The organism is Mesorhizobium sp. ESP6-5 (genome assembly GCF_020164695.1).
Lineage (GTDB): Bacteria > Pseudomonadota > Alphaproteobacteria > Rhizobiales > Rhizobiaceae > Mesorhizobium > Mesorhizobium australicum.
Map to the genome: position 1 here is coordinate 347,575 of NZ_JAIUGR010000004.1, position 14,391 is coordinate 361,965.

17 protein-coding genes are annotated in these 14,391 nt (G+C 63.4%); 10 read left to right on the forward strand and 7 right to left on the reverse strand.

Annotation, left to right across the window (positions count from 1 at the left end):
- Window positions 1–69: 69 nt before the first annotated feature.
- Window positions 70–1,239 (reverse strand): AI-2E family transporter, encoded by a 1,170-nt coding sequence (locus LB524_RS08610; protein WP_015314446.1) that lies wholly within the window; start codon window positions 1,237–1,239, stop codon window positions 70–72.
- Window positions 1,240–1,541: 302 nt separating this feature from the next.
- Here LB524_RS08610 and LB524_RS08615 point away from each other — a divergent pair, with 302 nt between their 5' ends.
- Both LB524_RS08615 and LB524_RS08620 read left to right on the forward strand, forming a co-directional pair.
- A complete protein-coding gene (locus LB524_RS08615) occupies window positions 1,542–2,108 on the forward strand; it encodes a carboxymuconolactone decarboxylase family protein (protein WP_140789958.1) in 567 nt (188 codons plus the stop codon).
- Between the two features lie 94 nt (window positions 2,109–2,202).
- A complete protein-coding gene (locus LB524_RS08620) occupies window positions 2,203–3,039 on the forward strand; it encodes a helix-turn-helix domain-containing protein (protein ID WP_224525285.1) in 837 nt (278 codons plus the stop codon).
- Between the two features lie 49 nt (window positions 3,040–3,088).
- Here the strand turns inward: LB524_RS08620 and LB524_RS08625 are convergent, their stop codons facing one another.
- On the reverse strand, window positions 3,089–4,150 hold the full coding sequence (locus tag LB524_RS08625) for an LLM class flavin-dependent oxidoreductase (RefSeq protein WP_140615242.1): 1,062 nt from the start codon (window positions 4,148–4,150) through the stop codon (window positions 3,089–3,091).
- A 338-nt stretch (window positions 4,151–4,488) separates the two neighbouring features.
- Between LB524_RS08625 and LB524_RS08630 the strand changes: the two genes are divergently transcribed.
- Window positions 4,489–4,917, forward strand: a complete 429-nt coding sequence (locus tag LB524_RS08630; protein ID WP_015314444.1) for a DUF6481 family protein — start codon at window positions 4,489–4,491, stop codon at window positions 4,915–4,917.
- Window positions 4,918–5,074: 157 nt separating this feature from the next.
- On the opposite strand, the gene sugE is transcribed toward LB524_RS08630, so the two are convergent.
- Window positions 5,075–5,389: a quaternary ammonium compound efflux SMR transporter SugE gene (sugE, locus tag LB524_RS08635; RefSeq protein WP_140789954.1), complete on the reverse strand. Its 315-nt coding sequence runs from the start codon at window positions 5,387–5,389 to the stop codon at window positions 5,075–5,077.
- 198 nt (window positions 5,390–5,587) lie between these two features.
- A complete protein-coding gene (locus LB524_RS28815; RefSeq protein WP_015314442.1) occupies window positions 5,588–5,713 on the reverse strand; it encodes a hypothetical protein in 126 nt (41 codons plus the stop codon).
- A gap of 211 nt (window positions 5,714–5,924) precedes the next feature.
- On the opposite strand from LB524_RS28815, the gene LB524_RS08640 reads away from it, so the two are divergent.
- From LB524_RS08640 to LB524_RS08650, 3 genes are all read left to right on the forward strand, one after another.
- Entirely contained in the window at window positions 5,925–6,734 is an 810-nt protein-coding gene (locus LB524_RS08640; protein ID WP_015314441.1) for a transglutaminase-like domain-containing protein, read from the forward strand.
- Between the two features lie 118 nt (window positions 6,735–6,852).
- A complete protein-coding gene (locus LB524_RS08645) occupies window positions 6,853–7,806 on the forward strand; it encodes a cation diffusion facilitator family transporter (protein WP_224525289.1) in 954 nt (317 codons plus the stop codon).
- A 123-nt stretch (window positions 7,807–7,929) separates the two neighbouring features.
- A complete protein-coding gene (locus tag LB524_RS08650; RefSeq protein ID WP_224525291.1) occupies window positions 7,930–8,334 on the forward strand; it encodes a GFA family protein in 405 nt (134 codons plus the stop codon).
- A gap of 3 nt (window positions 8,335–8,337) precedes the next feature.
- Here the strand turns inward: LB524_RS08650 and LB524_RS08655 are convergent, their stop codons facing one another.
- Complete coding sequence (locus LB524_RS08655; RefSeq protein WP_224525293.1) at window positions 8,338–9,594, reverse strand: DNA recombination protein RmuC; 1,257 nt, start codon at window positions 9,592–9,594, stop codon at window positions 8,338–8,340.
- A gap of 103 nt (window positions 9,595–9,697) precedes the next feature.
- On the opposite strand from LB524_RS08655, the gene def reads away from it, so the two are divergent.
- The 4 genes from def to truA are packed head-to-tail and all read left to right on the forward strand — an operon-like array spanning window position 9,698 to window position 12,465.
- Window positions 9,698–10,228, forward strand: coding sequence for a peptide deformylase (def, locus tag LB524_RS08660; RefSeq protein WP_015314437.1), 531 nt, complete (start codon window positions 9,698–9,700; stop codon window positions 10,226–10,228).
- Between the two features lie 4 nt (window positions 10,229–10,232).
- Entirely contained in the window at window positions 10,233–11,186 is a 954-nt protein-coding gene (gene fmt / locus LB524_RS08665) for a methionyl-tRNA formyltransferase (RefSeq protein ID WP_140660150.1), read from the forward strand.
- On the forward strand, window positions 11,183–11,689 hold the full coding sequence (locus LB524_RS08670; RefSeq protein WP_140875832.1) for a GNAT family N-acetyltransferase: 507 nt from the start codon (window positions 11,183–11,185) through the stop codon (window positions 11,687–11,689). Before fmt ends, LB524_RS08670 begins: the two co-directional genes overlap by 4 nt.
- Before the next feature lie 23 nt (window positions 11,690–11,712).
- Entirely contained in the window at window positions 11,713–12,465 is a 753-nt protein-coding gene (truA, locus tag LB524_RS08675; RefSeq protein ID WP_224525294.1) for a tRNA pseudouridine(38-40) synthase TruA, read from the forward strand.
- Between the two features lie 31 nt (window positions 12,466–12,496).
- Here the strand turns inward: truA and LB524_RS08680 are convergent, their stop codons facing one another.
- Both LB524_RS08680 and dapE read right to left on the reverse strand, forming a co-directional pair.
- Entirely contained in the window at window positions 12,497–13,129 is a 633-nt protein-coding gene (locus LB524_RS08680; RefSeq protein ID WP_140615228.1) for a transporter, read from the reverse strand.
- A 5-nt stretch (window positions 13,130–13,134) separates the two neighbouring features.
- Window positions 13,135–14,328 (reverse strand): succinyl-diaminopimelate desuccinylase, encoded by a 1,194-nt coding sequence (dapE, locus tag LB524_RS08685; RefSeq protein WP_224525296.1) that lies wholly within the window; start codon window positions 14,326–14,328, stop codon window positions 13,135–13,137.
- Window positions 14,329–14,391 lie beyond the last annotated feature (63 nt).

Sequence of the window (14,391 nt, forward strand, 5' to 3'; positions counted from 1 at the left end):
GGGAAGGGCACCGGGCACTGATCGGCCGGATATAGGCATTCGATCCCGCCGTCGCAAACCGTGCGCCGGTTATCCGGCTGCCGCAGCGTCCTGCTCGTCGGCTTCGTCCTCAACGACCGCCGTGTGTTGGGCGGCGAGAAAATTGCCGACATGGCTGAGGCTCTCGAAGTGATCGCAGAACACCTTGACGACGACCAGCAGCGGCACCGCCATCAGGGCGCCGACGAAGCCCCACAGCCATGACCAGAACGCGATGGCGATGAAGATCGCCACGGCGTTGATCTCGAGCCGCCGCCCGACCACCATCGGCGTCACGAACTGGCCTTCGATGATGTCGCACAAAACAAGGAAGGCAGGCGCCAACAGGGCATAGGCGATCGTGTCGAAGGTGATGAGCGCGATGACGGTGACCAGGACAAGCGTGATCATGGCCCCGACATAGGGTAGGAAATTGAGCAGGGCGGCCGCCGCGCCCCAGACCAAGGGATTGGGCATGCCGAGCGCCCACAGGCCGAGGCCGATGACCGTGCCGAGGCCAGTGTTGATGATGGTGACGGTGAGCAGATAATGCGAGATTTCCCGCTCGACGTCGTAGACGACGCGCAGCGCCCGCTTCTTTTCGGTGAGGCTGGCGAAGGACTGGATGATCTTCTCGTAGAACATCGTGCCCGAGGCGAGCAGGAACAGCGACAGCACGAAGATGATGGTCAGGCTTGTCCCAGCCGACAGGATGTTGCTCGCCGCCGACGAGAAGAAGCCGGACTGCGCTACCGCGACCTTTTGCACACCCGGTTCCTGCGATGTCTCGGTCAGCCCTTCGATCTGGTGCGCGATGTCCATGATCCTCTCGAGCGGCCGTCGCAACTGCGCCAATCGCTCGGTCAGCTGCTGGCCGATGGACGATGTGTTGTTGATGAGATCGATGACAGGCCCACTGAGCACATAGCCGGCGCTTGCGAAGACGAAGATCGACACAAGCACCAGAAGCGTCGCCGAAACCACTTCGGGAATGCCGCGCTTGCGCAGCAGCCGCACGATTGGGGTCAGCGTCAGCGCCAGCAGGAAGGCTAGGATGACCGGCATGAAAAAAGCGCGCGCGAAATAGAGCGCATAGACGGTCATGAACAGGAAGATACCGATGAGCAACGAGCGCATGAGACGCGTATCGGCACGCGCCGCCACTCGCGATTCTTCGGCTTCGGCAACGCCTGCGCCCAAAGCGGTGGGTTCGGCCTTCATCGCGATCCCCTCGGCGGGCACATCACAACTGATGCAATCCGCAGACGGAAACGCCAGCGCGGCTTCAAGGTTCCGTTAGCCGGCACTGACGGCGTGGCCGCCTTCGAGCGGCGGCGCCGTCAATATAGCTCAAACCGACGGCTCGGCTGCGAGCGTTCCACGATTACATGCCGTGTAATTGAGTCCGGGCAGGCGGCGGGCCTAGTACGGGAGCAGGCCTTCGCAGCCCAAGGGCTCGCAAGGCCGGCGCGGCGAGGATGTCGCCGGCACGATTACGCCCACCCCTGAAAGAGGACATCACGATGCAAAGATTTACCCTTCAAACAACCGAGTCGGCGCCGGAGAAATCCAGGCCCGCGTTGAAGGCGCTTGAGGAGAAGTTTGGCTTTCTTCCGAACGTCATGGCGACGATGGCCAACAATCCGGTTCTCCTCAACGGTTTCGTCAGCAGCTTCGGCAGTTTCCACGGCGGAAGCTTCGACGAGATCGAAAAGCAGGTGCTGCTGCTGACCAACGCGGTCACCATCAAATGCCCCTGGACCGTCGCCGCGCATTCGACATTCGCCATCGAGGATGGGATTGCGGAAAGCGAAGTCAAGGCGATCCGGGATGGCAGGTTGCCGACGGACCCAAAATATGCGGCACTCTCGGCCCTGACGAGGGCGCTGATCGAAAACAAGGGAAACGTGAGTGACGCGGACATCGATGCGTTTGCTTCGGCGGGCTATTCGAAAGCCCAGATCCTGGAAGTGGTAACCGGCGTCGGCGTCTCCACCATGGCGGCAACCACCACCAACATGGCCGGCACGCCGATCGAAGAGCGCTTCCAGCCGCAGGCATGGTCTCCCGCCGCCGCGATTGCCGCCTGACCCGATCGACGGCGCATGGATCTTCTGGTGCCATGCGCCGTCGCTGCGTGATTGCATCGCGTGTATCGTTCGAGGGACTGCGAGGACAGCGGGCATGAAGACCAACTCCAGAACGGCCATGACACCCGACCTGGGCACGCTCTTGCGTTACTGGCGCGATGTGCGTGGCAGAAGCCAGCTTGATCTATCCCTCGAGACGGGCATTTCGCAAAGGCAGATCAGCTTCATCGAAAGCGGACGCAGCGTTCCCGGCCGTGAGACCTTGATGGCGATCGCGGGGGCGCTCGATGTCCCTTTGCGCGAGCGTAATGCCCTGCTTTTGGCGGCGGGCTACGCGCCGATGTTTTCGGAAGGCGCCTGGAACTCCATGGAAATGAAGAGCGTCACCGATGCCCTGACGCGCATCATGCGCCAGCATGAACCCTATCCGGCGCTGGTCATGGACCGGTACTGGAATGTGCTGATGACCAACGAAGCCGCACCGCTCTTCTTCGGCTGTTTCCTCGACATGGCCGCGCGCGAAGGGCCGCGCAACATGCTCCACCTCATGTTCGATCCCAAAGGCATGCGCCCGTTCGTCGCCAATTGGCCCGACGTGGCGCGGAGCCTGTTTGAGCGGGTCTATCGCGAATCCATCGGCCGCGTCGTCGACGAAAAGACCAGGGAGTTGCTGGCGGCGCTGCTCGCCTACCCGGACGTGAACAGCGATTGGAAAAATCCGGTGGCGATCGGCTTCATGCCGGTCATTCCGCTTGGCTTCATCAAGGACGGTCGCCGCCTGGACTACTTTTCGATGGTCACCACGGTCGGCACTCCCCAAACCGTCGCCGCCCAGGAACTGCGCATCGAGTGCCTATTCCCAGCCGACGAGGCGACCGAAATCCATCATGCCGCGATGATGGATGCGGCCCTACACCGGGCAACGCGATAAGCATCCTCATCCAGGGCTCATGGAATGAGGCTCGCGGGCCTCCTTAAGTTCACGCGACAGGCGCCGCCACGGTCGGCGCGGATTTCGCGGTTTCCTTGCGTACGATCGGCGCCACCTTGGTGCCGTAGAGCTCGATCGCCTTCATGATCTTGGCGTGCGGCATGGTGCCGATCGCCATCTGCAGCAGGAAGCGGTCATTACCGAACACCCTGTGCTGGGTCACGATCTTTTCCGCCACCTGCTCCGGATTGCCGACGAACAGCGCGCCGTCGGGATCACGCGACTGGTCGAAATGCGCGCGCGATGTCGGACCCCAGCCGCGCTCACGGCCGATGCGGTTCATCACCTCGGCCTGGGGGCCGTAGAAGTCGTCCGCCGCCTGCTCGGTCGTGTCGGCGATGAAGCCATGCACGTTGATGCTGGTCGCCAACCCCGTCGGATCGCCGCCGGCGCGCTTGGCGGCCTCACGGTAGAGGTCGAACAGCGGCGCGAAGCGCGCCGGTTCGCCGCCGATGATGGCAAGCGCCAGCGGCAGGCCGAGCGCGCCCGCCCGAGCGGCCGATTGCGGCGTTCCGCCAATGGCGATCCAGACCGGCAGCCTGTCCTGGAAGGGCCTGGGATAGACGCCGCGATCGTTGATCGGCGCGCGCAGCCTACCCGACCAGGTAACCTTCACCTGATCGCGGATGGCCAGCAGCAGGTCGAGCTTTTCGGCGAACAGCTCGTCATAGTCTTCGAGGTTGTAGCCGAATAGCGGGAAGGATTCGATGAACGAACCTCGCCCAGCCATGATCTCGGCGCGGCCGCCCGACAGAAGGTCGAGCGTGGAAAACTGCTGGAAAACGCGCACCGGATCGTCGGAGGACAATACCGTCACCGCACTGGTCAGCTTGATGCGCTTCGAACGCTCCGCCGCCGCGGCCAAAGCCACGACCGGTGCCGAGGCGGCATAGTCCGGCCGGTGGTGTTCGCCGAGGCCGAAGACGTCGAGCCCGACCTGGTCGGCAAGTTCGATCTCCTCGATCAGGTTGCGCAGCCGCTCATGCGGACCGATGGCGCCGGGACCCGGCACAGGGCTCACATCGGCAAAAGTGTAGAGACCGAGTTCCATTTGGATGTCATCCCAGTGTGTTGATTGTTGCGCTAGGGTCGGATGATTTCAGCTCTGTCCGACCTGAAATCTGAATCCGACTCTAAATCGAAGAGATAGAACCCGATGTCCGAAAACCGCTTCACTTCACCCTTTTCGGCATCATGCTACCAGAGGTAGCGACGCGTCCGTCGCGCCGCCAGAGGCTGGCTGGTGAACAGTGCATGTCGATTTCGACGGAAAATGCGTCTCCCGGGTGCAACATCCCGGAATTTCATGGCTGGCATGCCGTTTTGGCGCTTGAACTCCCGGTTTTCGCGCGTATGTAAGCGTCGCGAATAGACTTCAAGGAAGTGGACTTGGCTATCTACAGGGAAAAAGACATTTTCGAGCGGCGCAATGCCGCGACCGAGGCAAAGAAGGCGCTTCTGGAGCGCTTCAAGTCAAAGCCGGCAGCAGACGATCCCGCGGTGCTGGCACGACAGGCCGAACGCAAGGCGATCCTTGCGGCTCGTGAGATCCGCGAGGCCGAGAAGGCCAAGCTGAAGCAGGAAAAGCTGGCGCGCGAGGCGATTGAGAAAGCCGAGCGTGAGGCAGCAGCCGAAGCTGCGCGCATTGCCGCCGAAGAGGCAGCGCAAGCGGATGCCAAGCTTCGGGAAGCTGAAGAGAACGAGCGTATTGCTCGTTTGCTTGCCGATGAAGCCGAGCGCAAGGCAAAGCGCGACGCACGCTATGCTGCACGCAAGCAGCGCACCGGCAGGACACCGCCCGGCTTTACGGGTCGCTAAGAGCGCACTCGCCTCGATGGATGATGAATGAGGGACGCGCCAAGGCGCGGCCCTTTTTCGCGTTTGTCGCTGTTGCCCACGGGAAGCCTCCCTGCATTCAGGGATGTCGATTCATGGATGTCAGCTCGGTCGATAGCGTCAGCGGTGGACAGGCCATTCAGGCCGCGAATTTCAGCCCCATGATGCCGCTGACGATCAACGCGATGCAGCCGAGCCTGATCGCCGTCGCGGGCTCGCCCAGCAGCCAGACGCCGAGCAGCGCCGTGCCGACGGTGCCGATACCGGTCCACACCGCATAGGCTGTGCCGACAGGCAGGGTCTTCAGCGCCAGGCCAAGCAAGGTCAAGCTGACGATCATCGACGCGACCGTGAGCACGGTCGGAACAAGCCTGGTGAAGCCGTCGGTGTATTTGAGCCCGATCGCCCAGCCGATTTCGAACAGACCGGCGAAGAACAGAAGAATCCATGGCATCGGAACGCTCCATCCAGAACATCCGGCCGAAAGGTCTTCGGATGCTCAATCAAACAATGGGCGGGCCGTCCCAACCGGATTTCGGGAAATGCGAGGTCGTCCCCGCATCGTCGATATAGGGTGTCTGAACGCCCAATCAACAATTCGCCGGCGGCATGTCGGACGCCGCCGGTGAAATCCATGCACGCTCTGCGATATCTACTTTTCCTTGATCCTCGTCGCCTTGACCGGCGGCGCCTTCAGGGCCGGAGCGGCTACAGGCTTCTTGGCGTCTTTCTTTGGTTTGCGGGCTTCCTTGCCTGCCTTCATCGCACCTTTAGCCATGATTCGTTCCTCCAGTTGCGGGAAACGGAGTGAAACAAGACAAACGCCAGACTGCAAGAGGCGAGTGCCTGCTGCCGGCGCTGGCAGGCCGCTTTCAACCGGTTTCTAAATTGCTCGTAAACCCCGGCAGTCCATGCCATGCTTGTCTTCGCACTGCAGCATCGACCCGTGCACCGCCGGGTGATCGTCAGGCAGGCCCGTCAGGACGACAATGCGGATCCATATCGGCTGCGAGATGAGCTTCGACTTTCCGCAGGAAACGCCGCTCATCTCAATGCTCAATGTCCACTATTCCCGCGCCTCCGATCTTGAGCGCCCGGATTTCCTGACCTCCAACCCGCCAGTGCCGATTGAGAGTTATCGCGACAGTTTCGGCAACTGGTGCAACCGGCTCGTCGCCCCGCCCGGGCGTTTCACTTTCGGTACGGATGCGGTGATCCGCGACTCCGGCACGTTCGAGATGGGCGAGTTGATGGCGTGGCAGCATGAGGTGCGCGACCTGCCGGCTGAAACGCTGCTGTTCCTGCTGCCCAGCCGGTTTTGCGAAAGCGACCTCTTGGCAAGCGAGGCATGGCGGCTGTTCGGCCATATGCCATCAGGCATCCCGCGCGTGCAGGCGGTGTGCGATTTCGTCCACAACCACATCGTCTTCGACTACGGCAACGCACGGGTGACGCGCACCGCCGCGGAAGCCTGGCGCGAACGGAGCGGCGTGTGCCGCGATTTCGCGCATCTTGCCGTCACGTTTTGTCGGGCACTCAATATCCCGACGCGCTACTGCACAGGCTACATCAGCGACATCGGCATGCCGAAGCCTTGGGCGAGCATGGATTTCTGCGCCTGGATGGAGGTTTATCTCGGCGGCCGCTGGCACGCTTTCGATCCGCGCAACAACGCGCCACGCATCGGCCGCATCCTGATCGCCTCCGGCCGCGACGCGGCGGATGTGCCGCTAACCCATATCTTCGGGCCAGGGTTGCTTGCGGGCTTCAAAGTGTGGACCGACGAGATCCAGGAATAGCCGGCCTTCCCGTCAGCAGGTTTCGAACACATTGAACGACCCGACGATTGGCGCGTTGTGATGGCTGTGCAACTCCGCGGCAGAGCCGCTACACTGCCTCGAAGAGGATAAAACCTGCATGGCTGGGCACGGCGGCTCCAGAACGGTTATCTACGCGGCGCTCGCCGGCAATCTCGCCATAGCGTTGACCAAATTCGCCGCCGCCTTTTTCACCGGCAGTTCGGCCATGCTGTCGGAAGGCGTGCATTCGCTGGTCGATACAGGCAATGGCGGCCTGTTGCTCTACGGCATGCACCGGGCGGCACGCCCCGCGGACAGCTCGCACCCGCTCGGCCATGGCCGTGAACTCTATTTCTGGAGCTTCATCGTCGCCCTTCTGGTCTTCGCGCTGGGCGCTGGCGTGTCGTTCTACGAGGGCATCATCCACATCATGGCGCCGGAGCCGGTCGCCAACGCTAAAGTGAACTACATCGTTCTCGGCCTGTCCTTTCTGTTCGAAGGCAGCTCCTGGCTGGTGGCGCTGAAGGAGTTCCGCAAGCAGAAGGGCAAGCAGGGCTGGCTGCAAGCCGTGCAATCGAGCAAGGACCCGAGCGTCTATACGGTGCTGTTCGAAGACAGTGCAGCCCTTCTCGGCCTGGCCGTCGCCTTTGCCGGCATATTGGCTGCGGAGATTTTCAAGATGCCCGAACTCGACGGCGCCGCCTCGATCGGCATCTCACTCATCCTCGGCACGACCGCAATCTTCCTGGCGCGTGAAAGCAAGGGCCTGCTCATCGGCGAGCCGGCCTCACCCGAGGTGCAGAGGAAGGTGCTGGCGATCGTCCAGCAGGATCCGGCGGTGCAGCGGGCGAACGGTGTGCTGACGGTGCATATGGGCCCGGAAGAAATCGTTGCCGGCCTGAGCATCGAATTCGAGGACCATTTGTCGGCGCCGGAGATCGAGGCCTGTGTCGAGCGCATCGAGGCGCGGTTGAAGAAGGAGATGCCTGAGATCACGCGGCTGTTCGTCAAGCCGCAGACGTCAGGCACCTGGGAAAAGCGGCGCAAGCTGATCGAATCCGCGTCCGGATAGATTCGAGTACGAACTTTGCGACACCGCGGTCCACTTTTCGGTTTGGCCTCTGGACCAGCGCCCCGCCGTTGCCTCGTGTCTCCGTGCCGCTAAAATCAGCCGATCGAAGTTGGAGGAATGACAATGAAGATCGACGGCGGCTGCCATTGTGGCGCCATCACCTACGAGGCGGAGGTCGACCCGGAGAAGACCTCGATCTGCCATTGTACCGATTGCCAGCAACTGACCGGTACGGCATTTCGCGTTACCGTTCCTGCGACGGAGGATCACTACCGGATCACCAGCGGCGAACCGAAGATCTACATCAAGACCGTGGCGAGCGGCGCCAAGCGAACGCAGGCTTTTTGTGCCGACTGCGGCTCGCATCTCTATGCGACATCGGTCGGCGACGGTCCGAAGGTCTATGGGATCAGGGCCGGGACCTCGCGGCAGCGCCAGAACCTGGTCCCGAGACACCAGAAATGGCACCGGTCGGCGCTGCACTGGCTTCCGGAATTCGAGGGTATGACGACGGTCGAAGAGCAGTAGCGTTCAGTCGTCGCCTTCGACGACCCTCAATCTCAGCTGCCCGGTCTTTGAATCGGCAGCGCGCGGTGCGGCCTCCACCTTGGCAGGGGCGCCGCCGTGCGGGGCGTCGGGCTCGCCTTCTCCGAATTCCAGCGCCTCGATCTTCTGGCCACGCTTGGTCACTTTCGAGGTCGAGACGAGTATGTCTTCGATGTCCTTGGCCGACTGGCCGAAATGGCCCTGCAATTTGCGCACCCGCTCGTCGACACGCTGGACGTCTTCCATCAGCCTGATGACTTCGCCCTGGATCAGATGCGCCTGCTCGCGCATGCGCGCATCCTTGAGGATCGCCTGGATGACCTGGATCGACAGCATCAAGAGCGAAGGCGAGACGATGATGACGCGGGCACGGTGCGCCTTCTGGACAACCGCTTCGAAATTCTCGTGGATTTCGGCGAACACCGATTCCGACGGCACGAACATGAAGGCGGTGTCCTGGGTTTCGCCCGGCAGCAGGTATTTTTCCGAAATGTCGCGGATATGGACCTCGATATCGCGGCGGAAGGCCTGGGCCGCGACCTTCTGCAGGTCGGCGTTATCGGCGGCCCGGATGGCATTCCACGCTTCCAGGGGAAATTTGGCATCGATGGCAAGCGACGGCGCGCCGTTCGGCATTTTCACCAGGCAGTCCGGCCGGCTGCCGTTCGACAGCGTCGCCTGGAATTCGTAGGCGCCGTGCGGCAGGCCGTCGGCGACGATCGCCTCCATGCGCGACTGGCCGAAGGCGCCGCGCGTCTGCTTGTTGGAGAGGATCGCCTGCAGCTGCACGACCTGGCCGGCCAGCGACTGGATGTTGCCTTGCGCGGTGTCGATGACCGCCAGCCGCTCCTGCAGTTTCGCCAGGCTCTCATGCGTGGACTTGGTCTGCTCGGTCATGGTCTGGCCGATGCGGCCGGTCATGGCGTCGAGCCGCTGGCCGATCGACTGCGTCAATTCGGCTTGGCGGGCGCCGAACACTTCGGCGATGGCGCCCATGCGGCCCTGCATCTCGGCCTGGGATTGCAGAATGCCGGCCATCCGCGCCTCGGCGTCGCGGGCATGGTCGGCGGCTTCCGCTGCGGCGACCGCGCGCGCCTTGGCCGAGCGCCACAGCGCGATGACGAGCGCCACGAACAAGCCGAGAAACAGCAATGTGGCGACGGCCAAGACGTGGCCGAGCGTGATAGTCGAGGCGCCGAGCCGTGCGGCGGGCTCCGAAAGGATGGTGCGCAGATCATTCATGTGGACAGCATAGCCGATTCGGCGGTCTGGCACAGATCAAAACGTGAACGAGGCGCAGGCGCACCGGTTGACGCCTTTCTATTGAGGTCTTAGGTGAAACGCCATGCCGATCAAGCCGCTTATCATTCTTCCCGATCCCATCCTGCGCCAGGTCTCCAAGCCGGTGGAGCGCGTCGACGCGCCGGTACGCAAACTGGCCGACGATATGCTGGCAACCATGTATGACGCACCCGGCATCGGGTTGGCGGCAATCCAGGTCGGCGAGCCTCTGCGCATGCTGGTGATCGATCTCGCCAAGGAAGACGAAACCCCGGCGCCACACGTCTTCATCAACCCGGAAATTCTCGAAAGCGCCGACGCGCGGTCCGTCTACGAGGAAGGCTGTCTGTCGATCCCTGATTACTATGCCGAGGTCGAGCGCCCGGCTTCGGTGAGGGTCAAATATCTGGACCGTGACGGCAAGCTGCAGGAGATCGAGGCCGAGGGGCTGATGGCAACCTGCCTGCAGCACGAAATCGACCACCTCAACGGCGTGCTGTTCATCGACCACATCTCGAAGCTGAAGCGCGACATGGTGGTGAAGAAGTTCAAGAAGCTCGCCAGGGACAAGGCGCCAGGCAAGCTGGTGGGATAGGGCAATGCCCCTTCGCGTCATCTTCATGGGCACGCCGGAGTTTTCGGTGCCGACGCTGCGCGCCATCGCCGAGGCTGGCCACGAGATTTCAGCCGTCTACACGCAGCCACCGCGCGCCGCCGGCCGGCGCGGGTTGGAACTGACGCCGTCACCGGTGCAGCGCGAGGCCGGGCGGCTTGGCATCGAGGCGCGAACGCCGGCATCGTTGAAAAGCGAGGCCGAGCAGGCCGCTTTTGCCGACCTCGGCGGCGATATCGCCGTGGTCGTCGCCTATGGATTGCTGTTGCCCAAGGCAATTCTTGACGCACCCCGGCTTGGCTGCGTCAACGGCCACGCATCGCTTTTGCCGCGCTGGCGTGGCGCCGCGCCGATCCAGCGCGCCATCATGGCTGGAGATACCGAGACCGGCATGATGGTGATGCGCATGGAGGCGGGGCTGGATACCGGCCCGGTGGGACTGGTTGAAAAATGCGCCATCGGCCCCGATATGACAGCCGGCGATCTGCATGATCGGTTGATGAGTGTCGGCGCTGCCCTGATGGTGGAAGCGTTGGCGCGGCTGGAACAGAACACCCTGGCATTTACCGCGCAGGCGGCCGAAGGGGTGACTTACGCCAGGAAAATCGATAAATCCGAGACGCGCGTGGAGTGGACACGGCCCGCGGCCGAGGTTCACAATCACATTCGTGGCCTGTCGCCGTTTCCCGGCGCCTGGTCCGAGATTGAAATTGGCGGCCGTATGGAACGGCTGAAACTGCTTCGCTCGACGCTATCCGAAGGCGTGTCGCCTTCGGAAGATTTGGGCGAGTCGGGAGGAATTCTCGATGACCGGCTGACAGTCGCCTGCGGAAAAGGCGCGGTCAGGCTGGTCGAAGTTCAACGTGCGGGCGGAAAGCCCGCCGCCGCGTCGGAATTCCTGCGCGGAGCCAAGATCGAAAAAGGACTGAAATTCTCATGAGCATGATGTCGATACGCGCGGCGACGCCGCGGGACCGCGAGGCCATTCGCCTCGTCGAGGAACACGCTTTCGGCCAGCAGGCGGAGGCCGGACTGGTCGACGCGTTGGTGACCGGCGGTGACGCCGTCGTCGAACTGGTGGCGGAAGAGGACGGCCAGGCCGTCGGCCATATCCTGTTTTCGCGGCTGTTCGTGCAGAACGGTGGCAAGAGCTTTGCCGCCGTGGCGCTTGCCCCGCTGGCGGTGGAGCCGTCCTTTCACGGCTCCGGCATCGGCGGCGCGTTGATCCGCGAGGCCCATATTCGGCTCAAGGACGCCGGCGAGACACTGGCCGTCGTGCTGGGCGATCCGGCCTATTACGGCCGTTTCGGCTATAGCCACGCCCGCGCAGAAAAGTTCGAAAGCGAATACCAGGGCGAGGCGCTGCAGGCGCTGGCCTGGGGCGAAGCTCCCGAATCCGGCAGGCTGGTCTACGCCTCCGCCTTCACCGCTCTCGCCGCCTAGGCGGGGGCGTATAGCCGACCGGCATGCCGCGTTTTCGCCTCGATATCGAATATGACGGCAGCCTGTTTGCCGGCTGGCAGCATCAGGCCGACCAGCCTTCGGTGCAGCAGGCGATCGAGCAGGCGATCGAGAAATTCTGCGGCGAGGCGGTCCGGCTGCGCGCCGCCGGCCGCACCGATGCCGGCGTGCACGCGACCGCGCAGGTGGCGCATGTCGACCTTGCCAAGGCGTGGCCCGACGACAAGGTGCGCGATGCCGTCAATGCACACCTGCAGGCGGCCGGCGCGCGCATAGTGATCCTGAAGGCCACGATCGTCCCGGACGATTTCGATGCCCGTTTCTCCGCCATCGGCCGGCACTATCTCTACCGCATCCTCAACCGGCGGGCGCCCTCGGCGCTGGACAAGGGTAAGGTGTGGTGGGTGCCGAAGCGGCTCGATGCCGCCGCCATGCACGAGGCGGCGAAGCTCCTGCTCGGCCGGCACGACTTCACCACCTTCCGCTCGACGCAGTGCCAGGCTAACAGCCCGATCAGGACATTGGAGCGGCTCGATGTGAGCCGGGCGGGCGATGGCCTGATCGAGGTGAGGGCATCGGCACGATCCTTCCTGCACAACCAGGTGCGCTCGATGGTCGGCTCGCTGAAGCGGGTCGGCGACGGCGGCTGGACATCGGACGACCTCAAGGCGGCGCTCGAGGCGCGAAACCGCGCCGCCTGCGGCCAGGTGGCGCCGCCCGACGGGCTTTTTCTCATTGGCGTCGATTATCCCGGGTAGAACCCTGGTTCTCCCGGGTAGAACCCTGGTTCTATCCGGGATAAAGCCCGGAAAGGCTCTGGCCCCCGACATCGTCCGGCACGGAGATGCCAAGCAGCATCTGCAGTCCGAACAGCACCAGCAGCGAAGCGACGAACATGCCGACGAAAACGGCGGTGCCGAAGGCAGCGCCCCTGCCGATCGTCGCGTTGGTCATGCGCCAGGTCAGCACCATCGACAGGGAAAATAACAGCAGCGACACAAGGCTCGAGACCTGGCTTGCCGAGGACAGGAAAAGCCTGATCAGCGCGGAAGGCAGCATCAGCCAGGCAGTGATCGCCGAGGCCCAGTTGCTGGCCACGACATAGTGGACGAAGCGCCCGCCAATGCCGGCGCGCCGCGCCACCAAGGCGAGCGCCACCAGCGGCAGTACCCAGGAGCCGATATCGACTGTCGCCAGTCGCACCAGCATGCTGAAGCGGCCGGCGAAGGCATCGGGATCGCCGATCTCGTTGGCGATGCCGACCCAGCCGACGATCAGCGCCGGTGCCGCGACGATGATGGCGAAGAACGAATTCCAGAAGCCGTCGGCCGTGAGGTCGAGCAGGCGCAGGCCGTCGGCCTTGCCGAGCATCAGCCGCCAGGCGCCGGTCAGCGAAGCTTGGGTTTCGTCCGCCGAAAGCATGCTGATCAGCCCTGTCCGAACCAGTCGTCGATGAAGCGCTGGTAGATCCGCGTCAGCGTTTCCAGATCGGCGATGGCCACGCGCTCGTCGACCATGTGCATGGTCTTGCCGACCAGGCCGAATTCGACCACCGGGCAATAATCCTTGATGAAGCGCGCATCCGATGTGCCGCCGGAGGTGGATAGCGCCGGCTTTTTGCCGACCACCGCCTTGACCGAGCCGCTCAGCGTCTCGACCAGCCTGTCGTCGCGGGTCAGGAAGACATGGCTCGGCCGGTCGCGCCAGACCAGCTCATAGTCGACTGGCGTCTTCTTGCCCGGCCGGTATTTCTTCCGCCCAGCCGCCTGATCGAGGCGGTTGTGGATTTCCGCCTGGACCGTCTCGGCCGTCCAGCTGTCGTTGAAGCGGATGTTGAAGGTGGCGGTTGCCTTGGCGGGAATGACGTTGGTGGCCGGGTTGCCGACATCGATGGAGGTCACCTCGATGTTGGTCGGCTGGAAATCCTTGGTACCCTTGTCGAAGACGGGATGCAGCAAGGCGTCCACCAGGCTCATCAGGCCGCGCACCGGGTTGTCGGCAAGCTGCGGATAAGCGGCATGGCCCTGGCGGCCATTGACGGTAACGCTACCCGACATCGAGCCCCGCCTGCCGATCTTGATCATGTCGCCGAGCGTGTCCGGATTGGTCGGCTCGCCGACGATCGACGCGTCCCATTTCTCGCCTTTGGACGCGGCCCAATCGAGCAGCTTGACCGTGCCGTTGATGGCCGGCCCTTCCTCGTCGCCGGTGATCAGCAGCGAGACCGAGCCCTTCGGGCCGCCATTTGCCTCGACATGGCGCGCCACCGCGGCGATGAAGCAGGCAATGCCGCCCTTCATGTCGACCGCGCCGCGGCCATACATTTCGCCATTGGCGATGTCGGCGGCGAAAGGCGGATGCGTCCAGGCGGCTTCGTCGCCGACCGGCACCACGTCGGTATGACCCGCGAACATCAGATGCGGGCCATTGCCGGAGCGCCGTGCATAGAGGTTCTCGATGTCGGGCGTGCCGTCTTCGGAGAACACCGGCCGATCGACCAGGAAGCCGAGCGGCTTCAGCATCGCCTCCAGCGCGCTCAGCGCGCCGCCTTCGGCTGGTGTCACCGAGGCACAGCGGATGAGAGAGGCAAGGTTTGCGGCGGGGTCAGTCGGCAGCGTCATGGCAAAACCGATAGTCGAAAGCGAATGGCCTGTCACGGCCAGACATAGGGCCAAGCCAATGGC

Bases quoted from the DNA above. Each gene is read 5' to 3' on its own strand.
- LB524_RS08655 (WP_224525293.1), bottom strand. From the start codon at position 9,594: ATGAATGATCTGCGCACCATCCTTTCGGAGCCCGCCGCACGGCTCGGC.
- LB524_RS28815 (WP_015314442.1), bottom strand. From the start codon at position 5,713: ATGGCTAAAGGTGCGATGAAGGCAGGCAAGGAAGCCCGCAAACCAAAG.
- LB524_RS08615 (WP_140789958.1), top strand. From the start codon at position 1,542: ATGCAAAGATTTACCCTTCAAACAACCGAGTCGGCGCCGGAGAAATCC.
- LB524_RS08670 (WP_140875832.1), top strand. From the start codon at position 11,183: ATGAGCATGATGTCGATACGCGCGGCGACGCCGCGGGACCGCGAGGCC.
- LB524_RS08620 (WP_224525285.1), top strand. From the start codon at position 2,203: ATGAAGACCAACTCCAGAACGGCCATGACACCCGACCTGGGCACGCTC.
- dapE (WP_224525296.1), bottom strand. From the start codon at position 14,328: ATGACGCTGCCGACTGACCCCGCCGCAAACCTTGCCTCTCTCATCCGC.
- LB524_RS08610 (WP_015314446.1), bottom strand. From the start codon at position 1,239: ATGAAGGCCGAACCCACCGCTTTGGGCGCAGGCGTTGCCGAAGCCGAA.
- LB524_RS08640 (WP_015314441.1), top strand. From the start codon at position 5,925: ATGCGGATCCATATCGGCTGCGAGATGAGCTTCGACTTTCCGCAGGAA.
- LB524_RS08645 (WP_224525289.1), top strand. From the start codon at position 6,853: ATGGCTGGGCACGGCGGCTCCAGAACGGTTATCTACGCGGCGCTCGCC.
- LB524_RS08650 (WP_224525291.1), top strand. From the start codon at position 7,930: ATGAAGATCGACGGCGGCTGCCATTGTGGCGCCATCACCTACGAGGCG.
- def (WP_015314437.1), top strand. From the start codon at position 9,698: ATGCCGATCAAGCCGCTTATCATTCTTCCCGATCCCATCCTGCGCCAG.
- LB524_RS08680 (WP_140615228.1), bottom strand. From the start codon at position 13,129: ATGCTTTCGGCGGACGAAACCCAAGCTTCGCTGACCGGCGCCTGGCGG.
- truA (WP_224525294.1), top strand. From the start codon at position 11,713: ATGCCGCGTTTTCGCCTCGATATCGAATATGACGGCAGCCTGTTTGCC.
- fmt (WP_140660150.1), top strand. From the start codon at position 10,233: ATGCCCCTTCGCGTCATCTTCATGGGCACGCCGGAGTTTTCGGTGCCG.
- LB524_RS08625 (WP_140615242.1), bottom strand. From the start codon at position 4,150: ATGGAACTCGGTCTCTACACTTTTGCCGATGTGAGCCCTGTGCCGGGT.
- sugE (WP_140789954.1), bottom strand. From the start codon at position 5,389: ATGCCATGGATTCTTCTGTTCTTCGCCGGTCTGTTCGAAATCGGCTGG.